The sequence below is a fragment of the Flaviaestuariibacter amylovorans genome (assembly GCF_039541815.1).
Classification (GTDB): domain Bacteria; phylum Bacteroidota; class Bacteroidia; order Chitinophagales; family Chitinophagaceae; genus Flavisolibacter; species Flavisolibacter amylovorans.
The window spans coordinates 102,995-126,470 of record NZ_BAABGY010000006.1; the positions used below are offsets into that span (position 1 = coordinate 102,995).

The following is a 23,476-nucleotide window of genomic DNA, read 5'->3' on the forward strand; positions in this document are numbered from 1 at the left end:
GTAGTATTACGGTTGAAGTGATGCGTTGGTGGAGGTTGCCGTCAGTGCGTGCACGCTGCCTGCGAGCGCGGCGAGGAACTCGTCGATCTCGGCGCGGGTGATGTTGAGGGCCGGCAACAGGCGCACCACATTCGGTTTCGCTTCACCGGTGAAAATGTGCTGCTCCATCAGGAGGTGCTTGCGCAGGTCTTTGAGGGGCGCCGGCAGGTCGAAGCCGATCATGAGGCCCTTGCCACGTACGTTCTCGAAGTGTCCCATTGCCTGCAGGCGTTCCACCAGGTAGGCGCCGTTTTCTGCCGCCTGCTGCAGGAGGTCCTCCTGCGCGATCACTTCGAGTACGCCAAGGCCCGCGGCGCAGGCGAGGTGGTTGCCGCCGAAGGTGGTGCCCAGCATGCCGTGCTTCGGGGCGATGTGCGGCGCCACGAGGATGCCGCCCACCGGGAAGCCGTTGCCCATGCCCTTGGCCATCGTATAGATGTCGGCATCGACGCCCGCCCAGTCCGTCGTAAAGAATTTGCCGCTGCGCCCGTAGCCGCACTGCACTTCGTCGGCAATGAAGAGGGCGCCGCTTTCCGTGCAGTGGCGGCGGATCGCCTGAAGAAAGGAGTCGCTGGCCACGGTGATGCCGCCTACGCCTTGTATGGCCTCGATGATCACGGCGGCCGTGTCGGCACCGTGTTCCCGGAAGTAGGCATCCAGCGCGGCTTCGTCGTTGAACGGCAGGAACGTGACGTGCTCCGTCTCGTTTACAGGGGCCACGATCGCGGGGTTGTCGGTGGCGGCTACGGCGAGCGACGTGCGGCCGTGAAAGGCTTTTTGGAAGGCTACGATCTTTTTGCGGCCGGTATGGAAGGAGGCGAGCTTGAGCGCGTTCTCGTTGGCTTCGGCGCCTGAGTTGATCAGGAAGAGTTGGTAGTGGGGGCGGCCGCTCACTTCCCCGAGCTTGTCGGCCAGCGCCTGCTGGATGGGGATGCGGACCGAGTTGGAGTAGAAGGCGATCTGGCGGAGCTGCTCCTCGATGCGCCGCACCCAATGCGGGTGCGTGTGGCCGATGGAGATCACGGCATGGCCGCCATAGAGATCGAGGTAGCGCTGGCCTTGATCGTCCCATACCCGGGAGCCTTCGGCACACACGATATTGATGTCGTTGATGGGGTATACGTCGAACAGCTTCATTTCTGGTAGAGTTGACCGGCGATGTTCGCCGAGAGTTTGATGCCTTTGATCATGGCGGAGGAAAGCCCCTGGTGCTCCATCTCGTTGAGGCCGGCGATGGTGCAGCCTTTTGGAGAGGTCACCTTGTCGATCTCTTCCTCGGGGTGGGCGCCTTCCGCCAGCAATTGCGCGGCGCCGAGCGCGGTCTGTGCGGCGATGCGGATGGCCTCGTGCGCATGGAAGCCGATCTCCACGCCGCCCTGCGCCGCGGCGCGGATGGAGCGGAGGAAGAAGGCGATGCCGCAGGCGCAGAGGGCCGTAGCCGCGCTCATGAGCTCCTCGTTGATGACGATGGAGGATCCCATGGTATCGAATAGTCCTTGTACGAACTGCAGGTCTTCCGGTGTAGCGCCGGCTGCGGCGAGGCAGGTCATCGAAGCCTTCACGCGGAGCGCGGTGTTGGGCATCGCGCGTACGGCGCGCAGGCCGTCGCCCAGGGCGGCGCGCAGGTCCTGCAGCGGCACGCCGGTGACCACCGACACCACGAGCTGCTGCTCCGTGTTCAGCGCCGGCGCGATCTCGGCGAGCACGCCTTTCAGCTGCTGCGGGAGCACGCAGAGGAACACGACGTCGGCTTCTTCGATGGCAGCCGCGTTATCGGTGCTTACGGAGTATCCCTGCTCCCGAAGGGCTACGAGTGCGGCTTCATTGCGGCGCGTCAGCGTGATGTCGGCGGCGCTGCAGCGGCCCGAGTTGCGGAGGCCTTCGGCGAGGGCCATCCCGATATTTCCGGCCCCGAGGATGGTTGCTTTCATATTAAAATCCGGTTGGTTTGAGTCCGAGTCCTGCCCGCTCATCGAGGCCGAAGAGCAGGTTCATATTTTGTACGGCTTGCCCCGACGCGCCTTTGAGCAGGTTGTCGATGGCGCTGTGCACCACGAGGTGATCGCCTTCCTGCTCGAGCTGGAGCACGCACTTGTTGGTGTTCACCACCTGCTTCAGGTGAATGGGATCCTGGCTGAGGGCTACGAACGGGTGACCGTAATAATACTGTTCAAACAGCGCCTGTACTTCTTCGGGGGAGCGATCGCAGCGGACCGTCGACGAAACGAAGATGCCGCGCGTGAAATCGCCCCGCCAGGGCACGAAGTGCAGGTGGAAGTCCGCGGCGCCGAGCTGCGCTACGGAGCGGCCGATCTCGCCGCCGTGCTGGTGCGTCAGTGTTTTGTAGGCACCGATGTTGTTGGCCCGCCAGCTGAAGTGCGACGTGGCGCTGAGGCTTTGGCCGGCGCCGGTTGAGCCGGTGATGCCGGTGGTGTATACATCACCCAGCAGTCCTGCTTTCGCTAGTGGCAGCAGTCCTAATTGAATGGCCGTAGCAAAGCAGCCTGGGTTGGCGATGTTGACCGCGGTGCGGATCGCCTCGCGGTTCAGTTCGGGCAACCCGTAGGTGAAGGTGCGGTCGCCAAACACGGCGTTCGCTTCGAGGCGGAAGTCCTGGGAGAGGTCGACGATCCTTACCGAAGGCGCGATCGCGTTTGCCTCCAGGAACTTTTTCGATTCGCCATGGCCCACGCAGAGAAAGAGCACGTCGACGTCGGAGTGGAACTCCGATGCAAACAGGAGCTCCGTGTCGCCGAGGAGGTCGCTGTGCACGGAGTACACGGGCTTGCCGGCGGTGCTGCGGCTGTGCGCGAAGGCAATTTCGACCTGCGGATGGTGGAGCAGCAGGCGCAGGAGCTCGCCGCCGGTGTACCCCGCCGCGCCGATGATGCCGGCCTTAATCGTTGCCATCGGCCGCGTCTTTTACCTGGTGATAGATGGATACCTGGTTGCCGAAGATCTTCGTGAAGCCGCGCACGTCGGCGCCGGTCCAGCCCGTGTTCATCTCGCCGTACTTGCCGAACCGGGCGCTCATGAGGTCGTAGGCGGATTCGATGCCGGTGACCTGGAAGCGGTAGGGCAGGAGCTGTACGAACACGTCGCCCGTAACCTGCTGCTGGGAGGCTGTAAAGAAGGCTTCGATATCGCGCATCACGGGGTCGAGGATCTGGCCTTCGTGGAGCCAGTTGCCGTAGAAGAGCGCGAGCTGGTCTTTCCAGTTCAGCTGCCACTTGGTGAGCACGTGCTTCTCGAGCGCGTGGTGGGCTTTGAGGATGATGAGGGGAGCGGCGGCTTCGAAGCCTACGCGGCCCTTGATGCCGATGATGGTGTCGCCCACGTGGATGTCGCGGCCGATGCCGTAGGGCGCGGCGATGTCTTGCAGGTGTTTGATCGCCTCCGTGGGATGAGCGAAGGGGTGGCCGTTGACGGCGGTGAGCTCGCCTTTTTCGAAGTGCAGGCGCAGCGCCTCGGTACCGGTCTTCGTTACCGGCGTGGGCCAGGCTTCCTCCGGCAGCATGCCGTTGGAGTGCAGTGTTTCGCGGCCGCCCACGGAGGTGCCCCAGAGGCCTTTATTGATGGAGTATTGCGCCTTTTCGAAATTCATTTGCACGCCTTTCTCCGTGAGGTAGGCGATCTCCTGCTCGCGGCTCAGCTGCCCGTCGCGGATGGGGGTCAGGATGGGGAGGCCGGGCACCAGGATCTGGAAGATCATATCGAAGCGCACCTGGTCGTTGCCGGCGCCGGTGGAGCCGTGGGCTACTGCTTCGGCGCCTACCGCCTTCGCATGCTCCGCGATGTGGAGGGCCTGCACGAGGCGCTCGGCGCTCACGCTGAGGGGATAGGTATTGTTCTTGAGCACGTTGCCGTACACGAGGTAGCGGATGATGCGGTCGTAGTAGGACTTCACCGCGTCGACGGTGGTATGCGTCGTGACGCCGAGGCGCTTTGCGTGTGCTTCGATGCCCGCGAGCTCCTCATCCGAAAAGCCGCCGGTGTTCACGATGATGCTGTGCACTTCGTAGCCCTGCTCCGCGAGGTAGAGGGCGCAGTAGGTGGTGTCGAGGCCGCCACTGAATCCGAGGACGATTTTTTTCATGGTGGTAGTTTCCGTGGTTGGTCGGGAATCGGCAATCGGGAATCGGCAATGGTTTCAAGGGATTCGGAGAGCATCTCTATACAAACACCCCATTGTCGATTCCCGTTTATGTCGAATTTGCGATTGCCGATTGCCGATTCCGTTTATATCGAATTTGCGATTGCCGATTGCCGATTCCCGATTGCCGTTTATGTCGAATTTGCTATTGCCGATTCCCGATTGCCGTTATTAATGCATCAGGTTAAAGAAGAACAGCTTCAGCTTGCGGCCGGAGTTGCGGTCGATCTGGAGGCGCTTCAGGAAGCGGTGCTGCTTGAGGCGGAGGAGGCGCTCGAACACGGGACTGCGCTTTTCGAAGTCGGCCTTCAGCTCCTGCGGCGGCACATGGTCCTTCGGGTCGAAGAGCATGGCCGTGCAGAGGCAGTTCTTGCGCTCCTTGCTCATCAGGATCTCGTAGTTGACGCAGCTCTTGCAGCCGGCCCAGAACTTCTCGTCGGGCGTCAGCTCCGAGTAGGTGACGGGTTCGTAGCCGAGCTCGCTGTTGATCTTCATCACGGCGAGGCCGGTGGTGAGGCCGAAGATCTTGGCGTCGGGGTATTTCTCCCGGCTCAACTGGAAGATCCGCTCCTTGATGCGCTTGGCCACACCGCTCTTGCGGAAGTTGGGGGATACGATAAGCCCGGAGTTGGCCACGTACTCGCCCTCCCAGGTTTCGATGTAGCAGAAGCCGACCCAGTCGCCCGATTCGGTAAGGGCGATCACGGATTTGCCTTCGGCCATCTTCTGGGCCACGTATTCGGGGCTGCGCTTGGCGATGCCGGTGCCGCGGGCCCTGGCCGAAGCTTCCATCTCGTCGGTGATGGTGCTGGCATAGACCGCATCGGCAGGGGTGGCTACCCTGATGATGATCTGATTTTCCACGATGTCGTAAAAAGAATTTGGTACGGGACAACCAATCCCATGAATTAACCGGTGCGGAAGGCGTTCACTGATAGGGGCCTTGGTCGCGGGCTCGGCCTATCAGATTCCGCGTCGCGAGAGGTAGCGGAACAGGTCGAAGCACACGTCGTACATCCGGGTGGCCCCGGGTGTATGGAAGATGAAGTGTTTGTTATGTGTGCTCGTGTTCATTTTGAGGGTGCAAATATATAGGGAATCCGGTGCATATCCGTCCGGCCCCTTGTAAAGCAAAAATAAGACCCTGTGCGGTAGCGGTTCGTTAAAAAATCTCTGCCTTCGCTAAAGCTATGGCGGGCCGGCCTCGCCTTCACGTAAAAGCCGTTTGCGTTACCGGCGCCTCCGAAAACGCTGAAATGGTCGGCCGCAAGCGGCCTGTTTCACACGGCGGCACAGCGGAGCGGCGATGTGCTGAAGCTTCTTTCCTGCATTTCATCGTCGCGCCGTCGCGTCTCCCGAAGCTTTGGGGGCGTGCTAAGAGGCTGTTTGACTTATTCGATCAGGGCTCATCGGACCGCGCAAGCGCGGGGAGCGGGGCTGACGCCCCTGTCACGACGGCACGACGGCGCAAAGGCACGACGCAAAGTGGAAAGAACAGATTGTTTTCCTACGTCGCGCCGTTGCGCCGTCGTGCATCGAGGCCGCTTGCGGCCGTCTTTTTCTCCTGATGTCCCCAAACTTTGCTTAATGAACTTCCAAGCGCGCACGCTAGGGGTTATCGGTTAGGCGCCCCGTAAAAATACGGTCGCTATCCCCGGGAGTCCTAACTTTGAAAGAACCCACCCGCGTGCTTCGCCAAAACTCCTATTCTTGAAAACGACTGCTTCCCTTTTGTATACCCTGCTGTCGTACGGACCGGCCCTGTTCAACATCGCCATCGCGGTCTACCTGTTCTTTTTCCGGCCGCCCAACCGCACCCTGCGCCTCTTCGGCTACTTCGTGCTGGCCCTTGCCGTGTGGCAGGTGCAGGACGCGCTGTTCCTGAGCGCCGCCACCCTGGAAGAGGCGAACCGGCTCGACAACCTCCTCTGCATCGGCTGGATCGCGACGGCGCCCCTGGGCTTTCACTTTGCCTGCCGCTACGCGGGGCTGCGCATCGCCGACCACCGCTTCTTTGTGCCCGCCGTATACCTTCCCTTTGCCATCGGCTACCGCGTGTATATCTCCGGCCACCAGACGCTTTATCGCTACAGCGCCACCTGGGGCTGGGTAACGGCTCCCGAAACGGGGCTCGTGGACGCACTCCTGCGCACGGCCGTTTCGATCGTGACGCTGGCCGCTGTGGTGGTGATCGTACGCTATGCCTACCAGGTGCGCCACGACCGCGAGCGCAAGCTCCAGGCCTTTTTCGTGGCCCTCGGCATCCTGCTGCCGGCATTGGGCGGGTTGCTGTTCCAGGTGTTGCTGCCCATTGTGCTGCGGCAGGAGGAGATCCCCGTGACGGCGCGGATGCTCACCCTCTTTTCGCTCGCGGTGCTGGTATCGCTGCGGCGCTACCGCCTTTTCGACATTGCCGAGTCGGTGAACGTGGAGGAGCTGCTGCAGCACCTGACCAGCATCGTGCTGGTGGCCGCCCCCGACGGCCGCCTCCTGTACGGCAACCCCTACGCGCAGGAGCGCCTGCCTTGGATCGCCCGCCGCATGGGATGCCCGCTGCCCGAGGAGCTGCTGCCCGACGCCGATGCCGCGCAACGCTTCCGCGCCACCGTGCTGGCGCCCGCCGCCGCCGGGGAGTCGGTGCGCCACGTGCCGGTGCGGCTGCAGCCCCCGGCCGGCGGCCCCGCCATCGACGTGCTGCTGACCGCCGATCCGATCCTGTACCATGGGCGGCCACAGGGCATCCTGCTGGTGGCCTCCGACGTAACGGAGCAGGTGCAGCTGCTGGAGGAGCTCCAGAAAAGTAAGGAGCGCTACGACCTCGTGAGCCGCGTCACCAACGACATGGTGTGGGACTGGGACCTGCGCACGGGCAGCATCTACCGCAACCGCGAGGGCTGGCGCAGGCTCTTTCACGACGTGCCGGAGTCGGCGGCCAGCGACCTCAATGCCTGGAAGCAGCGCCTGCACCCCGACGACCACTGGACGCTGTACTACATGGAGGAGCAGCGCGCCAAGGGCTTCCCCGACGACTTCATCGAGCTCGAGTTCCGGGTGCTGCGCGACGACGGCTCGGTGGTGCACCTGCTCGACCGCGGGTACGTGCTGCGCGACGCCGCGGGTACGGCGGTGCGCATCATCGGCGCGGCCCAGGACATCACGGCGCGCAAAGAAACGGAGCGGCTGCTGCAGGAGGCGGAACAGCGCCGCCACCAGGAGCTGACCGACGCCATGGTGGAGGGCCAGGAGAACGAACGCCGCCTCATCGGCGCCGAGCTGCACGACAACGTGAACCAGATCCTGACGAGTGCGGCGCTCTACCTCAACCTCGCCCGCAGCGCCGACGGCCCCGCGGCCGGCTTCCTCGACCGGAGCGCCGCCATCATCCGGAAGGCGATGCAGGAGGTGCGGAAGCTCAGTCATACGCTCATTCCGCCCTCGCTGAGCGGCGAAACCCTCGAGGAGGCGCTGCGGCACCTGCTCGACGCCGCCGAGCAGGCGGGCGCCTTCCGGGTGCAGCTGTCGTTCCGCGACCTCAACGAGGCGGAGCTGCCGCAGAAGCTGAAGCTGACCGTGTACCGCATCGTGCAGGAGCAGCTGAACAACATCGTGCACCATGCCCGCGCGCGCCAGGTGCGGGTGTTCCTGGGCCGGACGGAGGAGGGCGTGCTGCTGCGCGTGCAGGACGACGGCGTGGGCTTCGACCCGGCGCGGCACTCCACGGGCGTGGGGCTCAAGAACATCGGGACGCGCGCGTTGCTGCACCACGGGTCGGTGCGCATCGACGCTTCGCCCGGCGGCGGCTGCCGGCTGGAAGTGCGGTTCCCGCTGAGTGTGCTGGAGGCGGCGGGCTGAGTAGCTGATGGGAGTATGCGGCCGCAAGCGGCCTGTTTCACACGGCGGCCCGGCGGCACAGCGAATCGGAAATATGTTACCTATTTCTCCTTACATTTTATCGTCGCCGCGCCGCCTCCCGCCGCGCCGCCGCGTGCTGAGGCTGCTTGCGGCCTCCGCTGAAGTTAAGGCGCACGTAGGGGATTCACTGGAGGTCTTCCTGAATGATTTTCCCTTTGTAAGCCGGGAGCAATCGGTAGGGCTGCTTGAGATCGCTAATCGCCTTCTGACCTCCAGGAATGTGTTGCAGCTCTATGAAATTGCTGCTTGACGAGCATCTGCCCAAGCGGCTTGAACTCGACTTTCCCGATCATGAAGTATACACCGTTCGTGACAAAGGCTGGAACGGTATTAAGAACGGCCAACAGATGCAGCTAATGATCGCGGACGGCTTCGATGCGCTACTTCGCCTTCGATAAAACCTGCCGCATCAGCAGCATTCTCAGAAGTATACCATTGCGGTCTTTATACTTACCGGCTTCAATAATACCTATGCAGAGTTGAGCACGCTTTCACCGCTAGTCCACGAACATTTACTGAAAGAGTTATTGCCGGCAGGACCGATTGTGATAGCCTCCGCCTGATCTGCAGCGGCCAACATGGGCTAGTGCGCCAGGCTCGGTCGTTCACAGTAAAACGCTAATTTAGTTGGGGCCATAGTACAAAGCCCTGGTCGTTATGCGCCACCTGCAATTCCTATAGTTCATGAAAGCAAATTTTGAGATAGAACTCTTCAGAGACATTCGTTTTGAGAATAGGCATATTGATCTTCATAACAATTTCCTTTTTGAGGGGTTCAACTATGACCTGGCAAAAGCACAGGTCACTCTTCATTGGGTAAAAGACACCGGTGACTGGATTTCATCGGACGAACTTGCGGCCATCGCAATTACCCATTTTGACGTGACTTTCTTTAAAGTTCAGCCTATGTCAGAAACAGTTCCTCTTATCGACTCTCAGACCTTATCCGAAGTGACGTTTTACCCATCCGATGAGCGCAATGAAGACGAACGATTTTTGGATCAATCTGTTCCGGATGTAGATGACGACATTATATACTCCTTTCTAGGCGGGCAGATCATTCGGATTGGTTGTTCGGTGGCTACTCTTCAAAGCATCACCGGCGGCGCATAACAGGCGCTATTGCACTATGGCCTCCGGGCACTCCCAAACTTCCTTCATTCATCCTCGGCCACAGCGCAAAGCCCTGTTCGTTGTGCGCTACTAGGGTTCTCCGGCCGATTGGGTTTGTTTGTTCCCTCTTTCCAAAGAAACTAATATGCAAATAGCTAGACCATCATACAATTCGAAGCCACCATATTTACTTGGATTACTTGGATTGATTCCATTTGTAGGCGCTTTCGTAGGACTGGGGCTTCTGCTATATGGGATTTTCAGATATAAGGACAAGTGGCTCATACTAATTGGGATTTTCGGAATAGTATTTACCGTCGCAGTCTATTCCGCCATGTTTTCAATTACCATGAGAACTGCAAGATCTGGATCTGCCTTTGTTGGAATGGCTCAAATGCAACTAAACGATCTTGTCGAAAGCATAGAGTTTCATAAGTTACAATATGGACAGTATCCGGACAGCTTGCAACAATTACCCAAGGATCAGCATGTGCGAATAATTGACATAACTCAGACTGGTTTACGGTGTGCCAATGTGCCTTTTTTCTATAAAAAGTTGGGCAGCCAGTATCAGTTATGTTCGAAGGGGATAGATAAGGTATTGGGCACCAAAGACGATTTATACCCTAAGTTCTTTGTCAGCGATAGTTCAAGAATTGGCTTTATTCGTCCGAAATGACCTTAAGGTCGTTTCAGAGCGTCCCCTAACTATGCGGCAGCGCACCACATGGGCTGCTGCGCTATAGCCTGCGAACAGCGTGACAATTCGTACTTTCATTCTCGGCCAGAGCGCAAAGCCTTCGCTCTTAGCGGCTATCCTGAGCCAAGCATAAAAGCCAGTATGATCTCACTTCTTCGTGCAGCATATTTCGTATTGATAGTTATAGCCTGCTACAGCTGCACTTCAATTGATCGAATGGTTGGGACGGTCCAGTTGGACGCCGACAGCCTTGTGATGGTAACTTACCAGCGTTATGGATCCCTGGATACCCCGAAGTGGAATGTCGACATCGCTCAGGGGCTGATAATAGACAGGGCAGGGCGCAGCTTCATCATTGATATGCCTGAGTTCGGACTGGCTTCCGAACCCGACACAGTGTACCGGAATAGCGTGCCGGACCCGGCAATGGAAACTATAAACAGGTTTATTAGGGATTCCGCGCGACCGGTGGGTGACCTGACAGGCGACCTCGATTTGGCTTATGATGGGTATTCAACCCTGATCTATACCAAGGGCGCTGCGGGACAACAGCTGGTAAGGTTCTACAGTTCCCGTGTGCCAGACGATATAAAAAGCTTTTACAGTGGACTTGGCGGCATTGTAAGAAGAAGGGGAGAAGTCGTAACGGGTGAGCAAGCTGACTCGGTTCAGGGAGAGCTAAAGCGGGTCATTGACCTTCTGCCGGCAGGGCCGCCTCCGGTTATGGACACCACTCCCTTCATTCCCCCTCGTATCAAACGCGGCAGCCGCTAATAAGCGCTGTTGCGCTATGGCCTGCAAACAGGTCACAATTCGTACATTCATTCTTGGCCGCAGCGCAAAGCCCTGGCCGTTGGCCGCAACCGATACCCCTACAATGCAAAATCACCGACCGAATGTCTTAGTCATTTGCGGACGCAACAAAAAGCGGAGCCGGACGGCCGAGCATATCTTCAAGAACGATGATCGGTTTTCTGTCCGTTCCGCCGGCATTTCGCCGTCGAGCGACCGCGTTGTTACAGAAAAGGACATCAATTGGGCCGATATAGTATTTGTGATGGAGCGCCGCCAGGCCAGCCGGATCTCCAGCGCGTTTGCTCACCTGGATCTTCCGCGCATCGAAGTGCTGGATATTGATGACGTCTACGAGTTTATGGACGAAGAGCTGATCGATTTGCTCCAGGACCGCATTAACGGTGCATTGAAACTGGTATTTGAAATCTAGTTTGTGAGGTGGCAGGCTGCAGGCCTTACGGACCATTGGGCGGGCAGCGGCCGACATCGGCTATTGCGCTATGGGGTACCGCACTTCCCGTAACTTATGCGTTATCCTGGAACACCGGTCACATTCCTGGGCGTCGTGCATCTTCCGCCCGCACCAAAATGTTCGGCAGCCAGGCCTGTGCCCCGGTATCAACCGGTTCATTGAGTAGCCTGTGGAAACCTCGAAGCGAGTAACCATACACCACAACGCCGCCAACCGGGGTAAAAAGAAGCCCGGCTTTGTGAGCCGGGCGCCGTGCTTTCCGAATATTACCGTGCCTTCCGCTGTGCTTTTGCTTTCTTCTGTGCGGAGCTTTTCTTTTGCGTGGGCTTATTCTTGCGGGGGTGGGCTGTCTTTTTTGCCATACAATAAATTTTAAAGTGCGTGAATGAGGTACTTAGGGTTGCAGCGTATCTGTTTTTGCCGGTTCCCGTCCGTTACGGGCGTTGAGGCGACCGGCAACAGGCCGGTAAAGATAGGCCGGTACGCATGAATACAATGCACCGTCCAGGAGCGCCGCCCTCGCGGCAGGTCTTTTTGGAGCCATCGCAGGGTTACCCGTTACGCCATTCGTCGGCATTGACAAGGTCTTGCCGGAGCCACAAAGGACCGGCTGCGCACGATAGGGGCTGTTCGGCTACAGCCTCAGCGCATTCCGAAACTTTATAGTTTCATCCTTTGCCACACTGCAAGCCTTTGCCGTTATGCGCCACTATAGACCTGAAATCATGAGATGCTTCATTTTTACTTTACTTACGTTTTTTGGTCTTGTGACGGAGTCAATAGGGCAAGATCGAGTATCCCCTTTTCAGGCCTTGGAGAATAATTTATTTTTCAGCTTTTTAGACCATTCACCTGATTCAGCCATGCTGCCCTTCTTTAAGCGATGCTTTCCGGCATTTACGAAGCCGAGGATCAGTGGAGGATGGACGTCCTACCCGCCCGGTCCTATGCCGGTCTATGAAAAGACAGCGCATTCGATATTCTTTACTGAGCATCCATTTTTCAAAAGGAGATTTCGGGGGGTAGGTTGGAGGTCTTTTCACAGGAACATGATTCTGCGGGGCGGGGAATCACGGATTTTCAGCTTTGGTTTTTATTCGATTCAAGAGCGGATGCGGTTGCTGGATTTGAATGGCTGTGCCATGCTTTTGATCGGGTAAGCACCAAGCGTAAAAAAAGAGTTGTTGGAGCAGTGCAGGCTGCCGGTTACTCCGACAAGACGGAGGCCGAAGAATTGGAGTATAATCAGATTGCCTTATCACCTGACGAGTTTCATCCCGGGAAGTATAAGATGCTATTCCGATTGTGGCCTTCCCGGTAATGGCACAACGGCGCCTCGTAGGGGCTGAAGCGCTATGCCTCCGCATACTCCAAAACCTTTAATTTCATTCCGGGATCGATAGCAAGCCCTGGTCGTTATACCTAGTATTATGAAGCCAATCGTTAACACTGCCTTTAGAGCGACCAGAGCTGTAATGCTGCCAAGAAGAATCCGACTGCCTCGCTTCTATTATTACTTCTTTTATGCGATCAGAACTGTTGTAGCCAGGGTCGATAAAGATCCGGATAGTGTTTCCGCTTCCGGGGTTTGTTATGTCGCCGTATGTATGCAATTGAACATACTTGTTCCAGTCATCAAGTCGCAGGCAAACTTTTCAATTAGTGAAGGTGGAGCGACACTGCTTTCGTTATTTTCTCTTTTTCCGCTCATGTACATCAACTATTTGTTGCTGGTGAGAGGAGGTAAAGACAGGGTGATAGACCGTTACTTTAGAATTCGAAAGGCACAGGGTATCAGTACTGCGAAAAACACCTTCCTTGTGGTGATCTACATAACAGCAACAGTGACAGCTCTTTTTTTGTAAGCATACACAAGGGTAAGTGAAAGCAATCCTGTTTCGCTATGGCGTTGAACTGGTATTCAGGCTGCCCTGCCTGTTTTCTGCTCCACTTTCAGTCGTGGTCTAATCTTCCAGGATCCTGGGGAGATACCGGAGTATATTCCTGGAGATAGGACCATGTCTCCCTTGCACATACCCAAGTACCGTCGCGTCAACTTCCTTTTTCAGGTTGGCGTACCCGGGCGTTTTTTTGAACGCTTCCCGTTGTTGCTCCACAAAGACGCGGAACTCCGGAAACGTAAAGCATTTTTCCTTGCGGTAATCACCTTTGTCGATTTCCAGGACCAGGTAGTATTGGTAATAGAAGTAGGGGTCAGGGTCACCCTTTTCTTCAAAAAGCCGTGCTCCGAAAGAGAGGTCGAGCAAGCCGGTGAACCAATCCACTTTAACGCGCGCTGCTCCGGGGAATACTGTTTTCAGGGCACTCACCCATGTAAATTCGGCAGCACCGATCAGATTAGGCCGGTACTTCTGTACCTGGATGTCTGTAAGGAATAATTGTCCCTCGATGATCTCATAGGTGGCGATGTAGCCCCGGGCAAGGCCCGAATTCGAAATGGTGTCAGGCAGCCTTTTTTCCGGGTGTTGGTGGAAGTACTCCTCAAGCGGATAAATGTCAAGGCTGTATTCCGTCCCTTCGTGAATAAAACGATCCGGGTACTGCCCCGTGGCGAAGGCATTAAGACTAAACAGAACGACAACAAACGAAGTAAGCCAGGGCTTCATGTGTAAATGAGTTGGGGAGAACAATGACGCGGGCTCCCTAAACTTACAACCTCTTGCTGATCTTTTGACTACCGGCCAACTCCCGGTGCGCCCCGGAAGTATGCTAACCCCTTGCCTCCGGGCAGCGCTTCAATCTGTTCGATGCCTTTGGGCAGATCCCGGGTCCGGTTGACGCCCGCAGCGTTCCTTTGCGTGCAGGGCCTTCCGTTAAGCCCGCTTTATTCGACTCCCGGCCCGGGCCCCCGAAGTCCCCTGCTTTTACCAGGCATCCTTTCGTAATTTCAGGCACCGGCATAAACGCCTGGGCAGTACCCGCAATCCCTTTCCCCATGTTGTACCGATTTGCTTTATGTTGTTTGATCGTGGTTGGCTGCACTTCCGGGAGAACCGCTTTGCAAGTCACTTGCGAGGTGCGCCCTTTCGGAGCGTCGGACCATCGCTTACAGATCGAGCCGGAGGTGGCCTTCGATACGACCGCGGCCGGCGTGAGCGTGATTGTTACCGACCTGGAAACGAAGGTGCCTTTATTATCGCAGATGCTCCTGATCCGGGGCGGCGATACGCTGGTCGGGTGGTCAGACAAGATCGGTGTGCTATCGGTCATGCAGGAGCAAATCGACGGCAACTGGGACCTTCATGTTTCTTCGGAGGGATACCGCTGCTTCATCGTCAGTGACGTGCCGGTGCGTGGCGGGCGCGGACAAACCCTCCGGGTGCGGATGCGGAAGCTCCAGGCCCGCGTACTCCGGAAAGGGGCTCGGGGCCGGCCCGGGATGCCGCCGCAGGCAGGGCTGATCGCCCGGGTCGTCCGCGCGGGATCGCCTGTAATTTTTTGTCTGTTCCCGGCGCAAAACCCCGATCTTCAAGCGCCGTCAACCAACCCATAATGCAACAACTGCCGACCGTTGGCCAACGCCTTCTTTCCATGCTCCTCGACCACGTAGTGATGTGCTGTATCCTCGGAATCGTTATGACGCCATTCGTTCTTTCCAGCTTCGATTCCGATACCCCGGAGCGAGGCGTGTTTTTCGAAACGAAAGACTGGATCGGGATGATCGGCATGATCACCGTTTATGCCCTGAAAGACAGCTTCGGGGGCAGGAGTGTGGGAAAGCGTGTCCTGAAGCTACAGGTGATCGACCGGAACTCGGGGAACACCGCATCGCCGGTGCAGTGCTTTGTTCGGAATTTACTCGTGCCCCTTTGGATGATCGAAGTCGTCGTTACGTTTTTCAACCCGCAACGCCGGATCGGCGACCGGCTCGCAGGTACGCGGGTGGTAGCTGTACCGGCGTGAGCAGCGTACCGGCAGGACAGTAAAAATACGGGTGCCGCCAAAATGCCCTGGGTGTCGGTATCTTTTTTCGGCAATGCGGCAAGCCCTTGTCGTTTGCGATAAGCCGGTTGCGCAAGTACCAAGGCATCCCGCCACTTTAAACGAATTACGCGTGTCCCTTCTTCTATTGGAAACCCGGATCCAGGCACCGGTGGACCTATGCTTCGACCTCGCCCGGAGCGTGGAGGTGCACCTGGAGTCGACGTCTCATACCCACGAAAGGGCAGTCTCGGGGCGGCTCCGGGGCCTCTGCGAGCTGGGTGACCGGATCACCTGGCGCGCGCGGCACTTCGGCATCTACCAGCACCTAACGGTTGCCATCACGGAAATGAGGCCCTATGCGCATTTCCAGGACCGGATGGTCGAAGGCGCCTTCGCCGGCTTTATCCATGATCATTTCTTTGAAGCGGCCGGAGGCACGACCCTCATGCGGGATCGCTTTGATTATTCGGCACCGTATGGGCTGCTGGGCACGTTTGCCGAATGGGCGTTCCTGGATCGTTATATGCACCGGTTGCTGGAACGGCGCAACTCCGTGATCCGGCAACTGGCGGAGGCGGGCTGGCAACCCCCGGGAAGAGACCGTTACACAGCAGGCGGGCCGCCGCAACCGTAGGTTGCCGGCCAGGGCAGTGCACGGTTGTTGTTGCTCCTGACCAGGGTGGACCCTGTACATTTCAGACACCGCGGATCCGGCCGATCGAGGTGGTATGGAGAAAGACGGCCTTTACCGCCGTTGATCGGTGCCGGTCGTACCGCTTTCGCTATGCCGCGGTGGTAAAAGAAGATAACTTCCCGTTCAACAACTAAAACCGTTTTTATGAAGAAGCTTGTACTCCTGACCCTGATGGCGGGTGCCCTGATGGCCACCACCGCACAGGCGCAAACGGCCCAGGCCGCGGCAGCCGAGCCCGCGAAGGAATCCGCGAAGGCGACCCCGGCCAGCACCGCTAACCCGGGTATGGACCGCGCATCCCTGCTGGAAAAAATGAAAGAAACGTTCAAGGCCGGCATGATCGAGAAAACCGGCCTCAGCGCCGCACAGGTCGACCGTGTGCTGGAGCTCAACCTGGATATGCGCCTTACCGCTTCCCGCGAGCTGCAGGGCCTCAGCGATGCCGACCGCAGCGCACGCCTCGCCGAGCTGAAAGCCGACAAGATGAAAAAGTTCTCCGAATTCCTTACGGCCGACCAGATCAAGTCGGTTGACGCTTTCTACGCGGAGTTTGCGAAGAACAATCCCCCGAAGCAAAGCAACTAACACTACTTTTTTAACGAATGAGCTGCCTCCGGGCAGCTTTTTGTTTTTGGTGCCGGGTATCATCCTTCCGAAGAAGCGAAGGCAGTATCTTGAAGCGATGACCTACCCCGATCTCTTCCTGCCGGATGCTACTGAGCGCTTCATCGTGGACGCGAGTACCGTGCCGGTTCCGAAATGCAACGTGTTGTTCCGGAAGTGGCAAGGGGAGCCGCTTATTCATGATTTCGGCCGGAAGCCGGTCATCGACTACTCCGGGCAGCCCTTGTTCGCCGAGCTGGCGATCCGGCAAAGGTTCGCCGAAGATGGCTGGGAGGCCCGCTGGGTGGAGACCTATGGAACGCGGCCGCCGAAATGCCTGACCGCCTGGAAGGATGATGCGTACCGGAACCAGGAGCATGTGCCCTTTGCCGATGAACCGATCACGCGCCTGCTTGCCGATATTGCCCGTGAAAACGGTAGTTACTCGGGCTGCTGGGACGTGGTGGCGAAAAAGGGAGAGCTGGTCATTTTTGCGGAATCCAAGCGGTCGAAGAAGGACGCTATCCGGGAAAGCCAGCAGGGCTGGCTTCGGGCTGCGCTGCAGTGTGGGCTCCGGCCGGAGCACTTCCTGCTGGTCCAATGGGACTTCGTAGCCTGACCCCGGCCGGGCGGTGCGTTTCCGGTTACAGGGCTTCTGATTTTGCGTGGCTGCATTTTCGAAGATGCTCACGTTACGGCGAGCAGGGGAATGCGAGGGTGCCCGTGTATCCTTCCCGGGAATTTGGTAACTTTCAACTATTACCCGCTTCCGGGCTGTGGTCTGCGCCGGATGGCTGCGCGGGGCACGAACAGCCGCGTGACTGGGACGACTCTTGATCTTTCGCTGAATGACGTGCGCCCGGATGACTGGTGCGGCGGGAGCGGGAAGGAGCTGTTGCCGGGCACCGCGCAACGGCAGGTGGAGCGCGCGTTCGTACCAGCAACTACCAGAACCACAACCCAATCGCTGTCATGAAACAACCTTCCCTCCCGGCAACGTCGCTCCTTACCACACGGGCGGTTGCACTGCTTGTTTCCTTAATCGCCTCTGTGCCCGCTGCCTACAGCCAGGCTGGCCTCCAAACCACCTGGACCTGGGTGAAGGGCCCCAAAGAACCCTACGATGGCGGGAACCCGGGGACGATGGGCGTGGCGGCTCCCGGCAACGTGCCCATGTCGCGCTATTCGGGAAGTACGTTCAAAGACAACAGCGGCAACTTGTGGCTGTTTGGTGGCTTTAACTACCTGCCGGCGCCCATGTATTTTTACTTCAACGACCTGTGGCAGTTCAACCCCGCCACAGGCAACTGGACCTGGATGAAGGGCAGCAGTGCGCCCAATGCAGCCGGGAGCTATGGTTCGATAGGCGTTGCCGCCCCAGCCAACAGCCCCGGTGCGCGCTCGGACGCGGCATCGTGGGTGGATAGCGACGGGAATTTCTGGCTCTTCGGCGGCACAGGGCTGGACGCCTCCGGACAGGAAGGATTCCTGAACGACCTGTGGCAATTCCAGGTCAGCACCGGCAACTGGGTCTGGATGGGCGGTTCCCATTTCCGCGACGCAGCCGGCAATTATGGCCAGCAGGGGGTTGCCTCCGGCAGCAATATGCCGTCGGCAAGAACCAATATGATGTTCTGGCGCGATAACGCCGGCCAGCTTTGGGTGTACGGGGGGTACAACCATTTATCGCAACGGACGAACGACCTGTGGCGGTATTCGATCGCCACCAACACCTGGACCTGGATGAACGGAAGTACTTCCGGCAACGCACCGATTGTCTATGGCGCCATCGGGATCCCCGCCGCCACCAACACACCCGGGGCAAGAGCCTATGGCCACGCCTGGACCGATGCCGCCAACAACCTGTACCTGTTTGGCGGATCGCACGGCTCCTATTCGTACAACGATCTCTGGAAGTATACGCCCCAGAACAACCAGTGGACCTGGATCCATGGCGATTCGCTGCCGCTATCCCCGGCGGTTACGGGCACGCAGGGCGTGGCGCATCCCCAGAACAGGCCGGGTGCCCGGGTGGCTGGCGCGGGCTTTACCGACCTGCAGAGAAACTTCTGGTTGTTCGGCGGCTGGGGCATCGCTCCGAGCTCACCCATCGTTGGCGGACTCAACGACCTGTGGAAGTATTCGCCGGCTACCAACCAGTGGACGTGGATGAAAGGTGCCGAATTGAATGCCTACGGGATTTATGGAACGCAGGGATCGCCCAGCACCGGCAACAATCCCGGAAGCCGGTGGAGCGCCATGTCCTGGTCTGCCCCGGCCAACGATCTCTGGATCTTCGGCGGCCTTGGCTATGGAGAGACGGCGGGCTGGGGGGAGCTGAATGACCTGTGGCGGCTCAACAGCAATGCGCTGACGCTGTCAACAAGTGCCCTTTCGGCGACGCCCGTCCCCCTGACGCTTTATCCCAACCCGGCCCGGTCGCAGCTCCGGTTCGAATTGGCCGCGGCTGCGATGGGCAAGCTCTCCTGCCGCATCGTGGATGCTTCGGGGCGAACGGTGCTGAGCGGGGCGCCCGTGCGGGAAACGGCCGACCGGTATTCGATCGATGTGGCGCACCTGTTGCCTGGAACGTACACCGTGCTGATACAGACCAATGCCGGCACCCGGCAGGCGTCTTTTGTGAAGCAATAAAAGGCATCTTATTGGCGATCACCTTACCGACCCGGGCCCGGAAGCCTGGCGAACCGGAATGCAGCGCGGATATTCGGTGGCAGGCACACGCAACCTGTATCTGATGCAGTTAATATTGTACGATGTGGTATGGGATCGTTTTGACTATCGGACTGATTTTATTCGGGTTCGGTGTAGCTCGTTTCAACAGAAGCCTGGCAACCATCCGGGCTGGTGAGCGCGTTTCAGCCACCGTGGCCGAAGTGGAGTCTTACCGGGACAGTGACAACGACCTGATGTATCGCCCGGTATTCCAGTATCATGCCGGTGGCGAGAAGCGCACGTTTATCTACAAAGTCGGATCCAGCCCTTCTTCCTGGGAGGTGGGTGATCAGGCAACATTGGTCGTTCCGCATGATGACGGCGATATCCTGGTACTTACTTATTTCGGCGCCTTCGGGTGGACGATCGTATCGATCTCGATAGCGCTTCCGATGATCTTTATCGGTGCAGGATATTTCTGGGCTACCAGGTACCTGCAAAAGCTGACCGTACACCTCTAAATCTACCAGCGGCGCCAATATTGGGCGGTAGCGCTAACCCCGGTCGTTTTCGCTCCGATCTTTCCCAAAGAAACCCGGCCAGCGCAACGCCTGGCCGCCAGCGGCAACCTCAACCAGCATGATATTCGACCAGCTTTCTTTTCACGATGCGGCCATTCTTAAAGTAGTCGAAGAGTCGTCGACACAGACGTTGGACTTCTACCTTGATTTCCCCCTGGATTGGGAGCAAGGCATTTTCGAGCACCGGATACTCCGGTTCCGGAACGCGATCTACTATGCCAAGCAGGAGATTCCTTTTTCCGGTGCGCCGACGATTTTGGAAATAAGGGAAAGCCAGCTGGAAAAACATGTGTACCGTCTGGCCGACGGCACTATACTGACGTCGCAATACAAAGTGGAGATGGAAACCAACTGCGGAAGATGGACCATTGAGTACGATTCAGCGGAACTTCTGGGGCCCTAGTCCCTTTGCTGCCGCCACGGGAACCGTGTAAAAAAAACTTTATGATGGGCAACACCTATTGGCGTGCGCATCTTCCGGAACGATCATTCTGTTGGTGGCCCCGTCCAGGATGTGGGTTCCCCCGCTTATGGCTCCTTGTTCCGGAAGGGAATGCCTGTCTCTGGCTGTCGTATCAGGAGGGCTAAATTGATTCCACCACCTTCCATCGGGAGGCCCCGCCAAAGCAGGGCGGGCTGTGAAGCTTGACGCGTCGGAAGGAAATTCACTCATCCCGGGAAGCTCCTACTCACGCTTCACGCCTGACGCCTCACGACACTGCAGGGTGATCGTTATTCTGAGACGACTAGTTCGGGTGCACCGCGATGAGGAACTCGAAGAGGTTCGTTTCCGTGGGCAGCTGCAGCTTCTTGCGCAGCCGGTAGCGCGAGATCTCGACGCCCCGCACCGAGATGTTCATCAGCTGCGCCACCTCTTTGGAGCTCAGGTTCATCCGCAGGTAGGCGCTCAGCTTCAGCTCGTTGGGCGTCAGGGTCGGGTATTGCTTTTTGAGGGCCGTCAGGAAGTTGCCGTGCACCTTGTCGAAGTGGTGGGCGAAGTGGTCCCAGTCCTCGTTCACCTTGTCTTCCTCGTTGAGGATGCGGATGATCTTGCGGAACTCGGCGTCGGCCACGTCGGTGTCGATCTTCTTTTTGATGCGCGTCAGCTCCTCGCGGAGGCGGCCGATGAGCTCGCCCTTCTGCACGAGGTGCATGGCCGAGGAGGCCAGTTCCGTGTTCTTGTGCTCGATCTCGGCCTCCAGCTTCTCGTTGTTGAGCCGCATGATTTCCTTCTCGGTCTTCTCAAGCTCCAGCTGGTGCAGGTACAGGAGGCGGCGCTGCTCCTCCTCGTGGCGCTGCTGCTGCCGCGCGAACTTGCGGCGCTGCCAGCGTACGAGCCAGAGCCCGCCAGCCACAAGCAGCGCGGCATACACCGCGTAGGCCCAGCCCGAGCGGTACCAGGGCGGCAACACCGTGAACGTGAAGGTGCTCATCTCGGAGGCGGTGCCCAGCGTGGTGCGGGCGCGCACCTGGAACGTATAGGTGCCGGCCGGCAGGTAGGGATATTCCTTTTCCACCTTCCCGCTCCATTCCGACCAGGCTTTGTCGTAGCCTTTCAGGTAGTAGCTGTACTCCACGTTCTTCTGCAGGCCGTAGGCCGTGGCCGAAAAGGCGAAGTGCAGCGTGTTGAAGGCGTTGGCCACCTCGGCGCGCGGGGTGGCGCCGTTCGTATACCCGCCAAAAAGCAGCGAGTCGGAAGGGCCGATGGCGCGCACGTCGCGGATCTGCACCTGCAGGAGGGCGCCGGGGCGCTTGTATTTCTCGAAGTTGATGTGCACGAAGCCCTTCTCGGCCCCGATGAGGATATTCTGCGGGTTGATGGGGTAGATGTGCTCAAAGCCATTTACCAGCTTGTTGGTGAGCTCGGGGATGTAGAGGATCCGCGGCTTGTCGGCGCTGAAGTCGATGACACCCACCTGCTTGTCGTGCACGAACCAGATATTGCCTTCCGAGTCCTCGCGCATGAGCCGGATGTTGGCGTGGTCGAAGATGCCCTTGAAGTACTTCGAGGGCAGAAAGCGGTCCGATGGGGCGTCGTACTCGTAGATGCCGCCCTCGGTGGTGGCCACGATGCGGTTGCGCACCTTGAAGATGTAGTTGTTGTTGATGGTGAACAGCCCGTCGCCGGTCGCATAGCGGCGGATGGAGGGCTTCAGCGACCCGTCGAAACGCACCTTGTAGATGCCCTTGTAGGGGTGGGCTACCCAGATGGTGCCGTCGTTATTATCGACCGTGATAAAGCGCGAAGACTCGAAGGGGGCGGTGGCAGCCTCTTTGCCGATCCCGTTGGCCGAGCTGTGAAACAGGCGCACGCCATAGTAGTTGCCGGTAACCATGAGCCCGGCCGGCAGCACGTTGCCATAGGGGAGAAAGGCCCAATAGCCGAAGGAGTTGTCGATGGGCTTTGCGCCACCCGGCTCCACGCCGAAGGCGCCTTCGTGGTGTCCCATCAGCAGGCGGCCGTTCACCTCCGAGAGGTTCCAGACCTGCCCGCGGGTTCCGGGCACCGGGCTGAAGGTTCCCTGGCGGTACGACAGGTCGCCGCCGCCTTCGAGCGGCACCGTGTACAGCCCGTTGGACGTACCTATATAAAGGTGGTCGCGGTAGAGGAGGGAGGTGTAGCCCGAGCCTTCGTTCTGCGGCGAGGTATAGATATGCCGCACCGGCGAGTCGTAGGCAACGAAGTCGATGCCATTGTCGAGAGCGAGCCAGAGGTTCTTTTCCCGGTCGAAGAAAACCGAGAGGATGTTGTTGTTCTGCAGGCCCTCGCTGCGGGTAAAGCGCTGGGTCACAATGCCGCGGCGGTCTACGATATAGGCACCGTCGAGGGTGGTGGCCAGCAGGAAGTGATCGGGGTCGGCCACGGTGGCCGTATAGATGAGCTTGCCGGCGATCTCGCGCAGGGCGGGCGTCTCGAAGGGGAGGAGGCGGTCGCCGCTGAGGAAGAAGGAGCCCTGCCGGAAGGTGGTGAGCAGCATCGAATCGCGGCTCCAGGGCAGGATGGCGGTAACGAGGAAGTTCCGGGGAAGGCTGCCGGGCCGAACCACGGGCTCCCAGAGGCCGTTGCGGAACCGGAGCAGGCCCCGCTCGTTGTCCTGTGCGATGAGGGCGCCGCCGCAGGTATCCAGGTAGCGCCAGTCGGCGCCGTAGGTAACGGTCACCTGGTCGCCGTTGAACTGGAACAGGCGCTGGCTGGTGCGGAAAAAAAGCTGTTTTTCATGAAATACAATGTCCCAGACGTCGGCGAACGAGCGATCCCTGGCCGGAAGCAGGGCTTTCATGGAGTGATAGCGCAGGGCGCCGTTGGGGCCGGGGGCGAAATAACCGAATTCGTCCTGCCCGCCTACATAGATGCGCCCGTCGCGCCCGATGGCCACGGAGCGGACGATGGTGCGGTTGGGGAGGGGGTAGGTCTTCCAGTAGTGCCCGTCGAAGGTGAGCAGCCCCTCGTTGTTGGCGAAGTAGAGGACGCCGCGGGCGTCCTGGCGGATGTCCCAGCTCTGGGTGCCGGCCTTATAACCGTCCTTGGTATAGTTCAGGATATCCGGCAAACCGATGGTGTGCTGCCCTGAGGCAGAGCTGGCGGCGAGCAGAACGAGGAGGAGCAGGAACCGGTGGAAGCGCATGGCAGATCGTCGGAAGTGAAAATAACATTTTTTTAATTGATGTAGTGGTGTTGGGGTGGAAAACCTTTAAAAACAAAGGTTTTATATGGGTTGATGTAGTGGTGATGTAGTACTGTTTGATGGGTTTGACGGCTGGGTAGTCTACTTTTATGGCTGCGTTGGCTCCGGGG

At 58.7% G+C, this 23,476-nt stretch carries 22 protein-coding genes; 15 read left to right on the plus strand and 7 right to left on the minus strand.

From position 1 onward, the window contains the following. Positions 1–6 precede the first annotated feature (6 nt). The 5 genes from ABD937_RS06680 to ABD937_RS06700 all read right to left on the minus strand — a co-directional run bounded on the left by ABD937_RS06680 (position 7) and on the right by ABD937_RS06700 (position 5,056). Positions 7–1,176, minus strand: coding sequence for an aspartate aminotransferase family protein (locus ABD937_RS06680; protein ID WP_345254475.1), 1,170 nt, complete (start codon positions 1,174–1,176; stop codon positions 7–9). Beyond that, a complete protein-coding gene (gene proC, locus ABD937_RS06685; protein ID WP_345254477.1) occupies positions 1,173–1,970 on the minus strand; it encodes a pyrroline-5-carboxylate reductase in 798 nt (265 codons plus the stop codon). Before proC ends, ABD937_RS06680 begins: the two co-directional genes overlap by 4 nt. 1 nt (position 1,971) lies before the next feature. Next, a complete protein-coding gene (gene argC, locus ABD937_RS06690) occupies positions 1,972–2,949 on the minus strand; it encodes an N-acetyl-gamma-glutamyl-phosphate reductase (protein ID WP_345254479.1) in 978 nt (325 codons plus the stop codon). Then, a complete protein-coding gene (locus ABD937_RS06695; protein WP_345254481.1) occupies positions 2,936–4,135 on the minus strand; it encodes an argininosuccinate synthase in 1,200 nt (399 codons plus the stop codon). The genes argC and ABD937_RS06695 overlap by 14 nt, the downstream gene beginning before the upstream one ends. Positions 4,136–4,363: 228 nt before the next feature. Beyond that, entirely contained in the window at positions 4,364–5,056 is a 693-nt protein-coding gene (locus ABD937_RS06700; protein ID WP_345254483.1) for a GNAT family N-acetyltransferase, read from the minus strand. A gap of 846 nt (positions 5,057–5,902) precedes the next feature. Between ABD937_RS06700 and ABD937_RS06705 the strand changes: the two genes are divergently transcribed. From ABD937_RS06705 to ABD937_RS06735, 7 genes are all read left to right on the plus strand, one after another. Then, on the plus strand, positions 5,903–8,044 hold the full coding sequence (locus ABD937_RS06705; protein ID WP_345254484.1) for a histidine kinase N-terminal 7TM domain-containing protein: 2,142 nt from the start codon (positions 5,903–5,905) through the stop codon (positions 8,042–8,044). A 293-nt stretch (positions 8,045–8,337) separates the two neighbouring features. Continuing rightward, entirely contained in the window at positions 8,338–8,502 is a 165-nt protein-coding gene (locus ABD937_RS06710; RefSeq protein WP_345254485.1) for a hypothetical protein, read from the plus strand. A 286-nt stretch (positions 8,503–8,788) separates the two neighbouring features. Beyond that, a complete protein-coding gene (locus ABD937_RS06715) occupies positions 8,789–9,217 on the plus strand; it encodes a hypothetical protein (protein WP_345254487.1) in 429 nt (142 codons plus the stop codon). A 145-nt stretch (positions 9,218–9,362) separates the two neighbouring features. Beyond that, a complete protein-coding gene (locus ABD937_RS06720) occupies positions 9,363–9,896 on the plus strand; it encodes a hypothetical protein (protein ID WP_345254488.1) in 534 nt (177 codons plus the stop codon). Positions 9,897–10,058: 162 nt separating this feature from the next. Continuing rightward, complete coding sequence (locus tag ABD937_RS06725) at positions 10,059–10,691, plus strand: hypothetical protein (protein ID WP_345254489.1); 633 nt, start codon at positions 10,059–10,061, stop codon at positions 10,689–10,691. A gap of 16 nt (positions 10,692–10,707) precedes the next feature. Continuing rightward, positions 10,708–11,142, plus strand: a complete 435-nt coding sequence (locus tag ABD937_RS06730; protein ID WP_345254491.1) for a low molecular weight protein tyrosine phosphatase family protein — start codon at positions 10,708–10,710, stop codon at positions 11,140–11,142. 1,472 nt (positions 11,143–12,614) lie between these two features. Then, complete coding sequence (locus ABD937_RS06735) at positions 12,615–13,049, plus strand: hypothetical protein (protein ID WP_345254493.1); 435 nt, start codon at positions 12,615–12,617, stop codon at positions 13,047–13,049. A gap of 99 nt (positions 13,050–13,148) precedes the next feature. Here the strand turns inward: ABD937_RS06735 and ABD937_RS06740 are convergent, their stop codons facing one another. Continuing rightward, positions 13,149–13,811: a hypothetical protein gene (locus ABD937_RS06740; protein ID WP_345254495.1), complete on the minus strand. Its 663-nt coding sequence runs from the start codon at positions 13,809–13,811 to the stop codon at positions 13,149–13,151. Positions 13,812–14,140: 329 nt separating this feature from the next. On the opposite strand from ABD937_RS06740, the gene ABD937_RS06745 reads away from it, so the two are divergent. From ABD937_RS06745 to ABD937_RS06780, 8 genes are all read left to right on the plus strand, one after another. After that, the gene (locus ABD937_RS06745; RefSeq protein WP_345254497.1) at positions 14,141–14,698 is read left to right on the plus strand and encodes a hypothetical protein; all 558 of its coding nucleotides are present in this window, start codon (positions 14,141–14,143) and stop codon (positions 14,696–14,698) included. Next, complete coding sequence (locus ABD937_RS06750) at positions 14,698–15,108, plus strand: RDD family protein (RefSeq protein ID WP_345254499.1); 411 nt, start codon at positions 14,698–14,700, stop codon at positions 15,106–15,108. The genes ABD937_RS06745 and ABD937_RS06750 overlap by 1 nt, the downstream gene beginning before the upstream one ends. Positions 15,109–15,259: 151 nt before the next feature. Beyond that, the gene (locus tag ABD937_RS06755) at positions 15,260–15,763 is read left to right on the plus strand and encodes an SRPBCC family protein (RefSeq protein ID WP_345254501.1); all 504 of its coding nucleotides are present in this window, start codon (positions 15,260–15,262) and stop codon (positions 15,761–15,763) included. 204 nt (positions 15,764–15,967) lie between these two features. Continuing rightward, on the plus strand, positions 15,968–16,408 hold the full coding sequence (locus ABD937_RS06760; RefSeq protein WP_345254503.1) for a hypothetical protein: 441 nt from the start codon (positions 15,968–15,970) through the stop codon (positions 16,406–16,408). Positions 16,409–16,505: 97 nt separating this feature from the next. Beyond that, the gene (locus ABD937_RS06765; protein ID WP_345254505.1) at positions 16,506–17,045 is read left to right on the plus strand and encodes a hypothetical protein; all 540 of its coding nucleotides are present in this window, start codon (positions 16,506–16,508) and stop codon (positions 17,043–17,045) included. 353 nt (positions 17,046–17,398) lie between these two features. Beyond that, a complete protein-coding gene (locus ABD937_RS06770; protein WP_345254508.1) occupies positions 17,399–19,078 on the plus strand; it encodes a Kelch repeat-containing protein in 1,680 nt (559 codons plus the stop codon). 122 nt (positions 19,079–19,200) lie between these two features. Then, positions 19,201–19,620 (plus strand): DUF3592 domain-containing protein, encoded by a 420-nt coding sequence (locus ABD937_RS06775; protein WP_345254510.1) that lies wholly within the window; start codon positions 19,201–19,203, stop codon positions 19,618–19,620. 118 nt (positions 19,621–19,738) lie between these two features. Next, positions 19,739–20,083 carry a hypothetical protein gene (locus ABD937_RS06780; protein ID WP_345254511.1) on the plus strand — a complete coding sequence of 115 codons (345 nt, stop codon included), beginning with the start codon at positions 19,739–19,741 and terminating at the stop codon, positions 20,081–20,083. Positions 20,084–20,426: 343 nt separating this feature from the next. Here the strand turns inward: ABD937_RS06780 and ABD937_RS06785 are convergent, their stop codons facing one another. After that, the gene (locus ABD937_RS06785) at positions 20,427–23,306 is read right to left on the minus strand and encodes a triple tyrosine motif-containing protein (RefSeq protein ID WP_345254512.1); all 2,880 of its coding nucleotides are present in this window, start codon (positions 23,304–23,306) and stop codon (positions 20,427–20,429) included. Positions 23,307–23,476: the final 170 nt, after the last annotated feature.

Bases quoted from the DNA above. Each gene is read 5' to 3' on its own strand.
- ABD937_RS06680 (WP_345254475.1), bottom strand. From the start codon at position 1,176: ATGAAGCTGTTCGACGTATACCCCATCAACGACATCAATATCGTGTGT.
- proC (WP_345254477.1), bottom strand. From the start codon at position 1,970: ATGAAAGCAACCATCCTCGGGGCCGGAAATATCGGGATGGCCCTCGCC.
- argC (WP_345254479.1), bottom strand. From the start codon at position 2,949: ATGGCAACGATTAAGGCCGGCATCATCGGCGCGGCGGGGTACACCGGC.
- ABD937_RS06695 (WP_345254481.1), bottom strand. From the start codon at position 4,135: ATGAAAAAAATCGTCCTCGGATTCAGTGGCGGCCTCGACACCACCTAC.
- ABD937_RS06710 (WP_345254485.1), top strand. From the start codon at position 8,338: ATGAAATTGCTGCTTGACGAGCATCTGCCCAAGCGGCTTGAACTCGAC.
- ABD937_RS06715 (WP_345254487.1), top strand. From the start codon at position 8,789: ATGAAAGCAAATTTTGAGATAGAACTCTTCAGAGACATTCGTTTTGAG.
- ABD937_RS06720 (WP_345254488.1), top strand. From the start codon at position 9,363: ATGCAAATAGCTAGACCATCATACAATTCGAAGCCACCATATTTACTT.
- ABD937_RS06725 (WP_345254489.1), top strand. From the start codon at position 10,059: ATGATCTCACTTCTTCGTGCAGCATATTTCGTATTGATAGTTATAGCC.
- ABD937_RS06730 (WP_345254491.1), top strand. From the start codon at position 10,708: ATGGCCTGCAAACAGGTCACAATTCGTACATTCATTCTTGGCCGCAGC.
- ABD937_RS06735 (WP_345254493.1), top strand. From the start codon at position 12,615: ATGAAGCCAATCGTTAACACTGCCTTTAGAGCGACCAGAGCTGTAATG.
- ABD937_RS06740 (WP_345254495.1), bottom strand. From the start codon at position 13,811: ATGAAGCCCTGGCTTACTTCGTTTGTTGTCGTTCTGTTTAGTCTTAAT.
- ABD937_RS06745 (WP_345254497.1), top strand. From the start codon at position 14,141: ATGTTGTACCGATTTGCTTTATGTTGTTTGATCGTGGTTGGCTGCACT.
- ABD937_RS06750 (WP_345254499.1), top strand. From the start codon at position 14,698: ATGCAACAACTGCCGACCGTTGGCCAACGCCTTCTTTCCATGCTCCTC.
- ABD937_RS06760 (WP_345254503.1), top strand. From the start codon at position 15,968: ATGAAGAAGCTTGTACTCCTGACCCTGATGGCGGGTGCCCTGATGGCC.
- ABD937_RS06765 (WP_345254505.1), top strand. From the start codon at position 16,506: ATGACCTACCCCGATCTCTTCCTGCCGGATGCTACTGAGCGCTTCATC.
- ABD937_RS06770 (WP_345254508.1), top strand. From the start codon at position 17,399: ATGAAACAACCTTCCCTCCCGGCAACGTCGCTCCTTACCACACGGGCG.
- ABD937_RS06775 (WP_345254510.1), top strand. From the start codon at position 19,201: ATGTGGTATGGGATCGTTTTGACTATCGGACTGATTTTATTCGGGTTC.
- ABD937_RS06780 (WP_345254511.1), top strand. From the start codon at position 19,739: ATGATATTCGACCAGCTTTCTTTTCACGATGCGGCCATTCTTAAAGTA.
- ABD937_RS06785 (WP_345254512.1), bottom strand. From the start codon at position 23,306: ATGCGCTTCCACCGGTTCCTGCTCCTCCTCGTTCTGCTCGCCGCCAGC.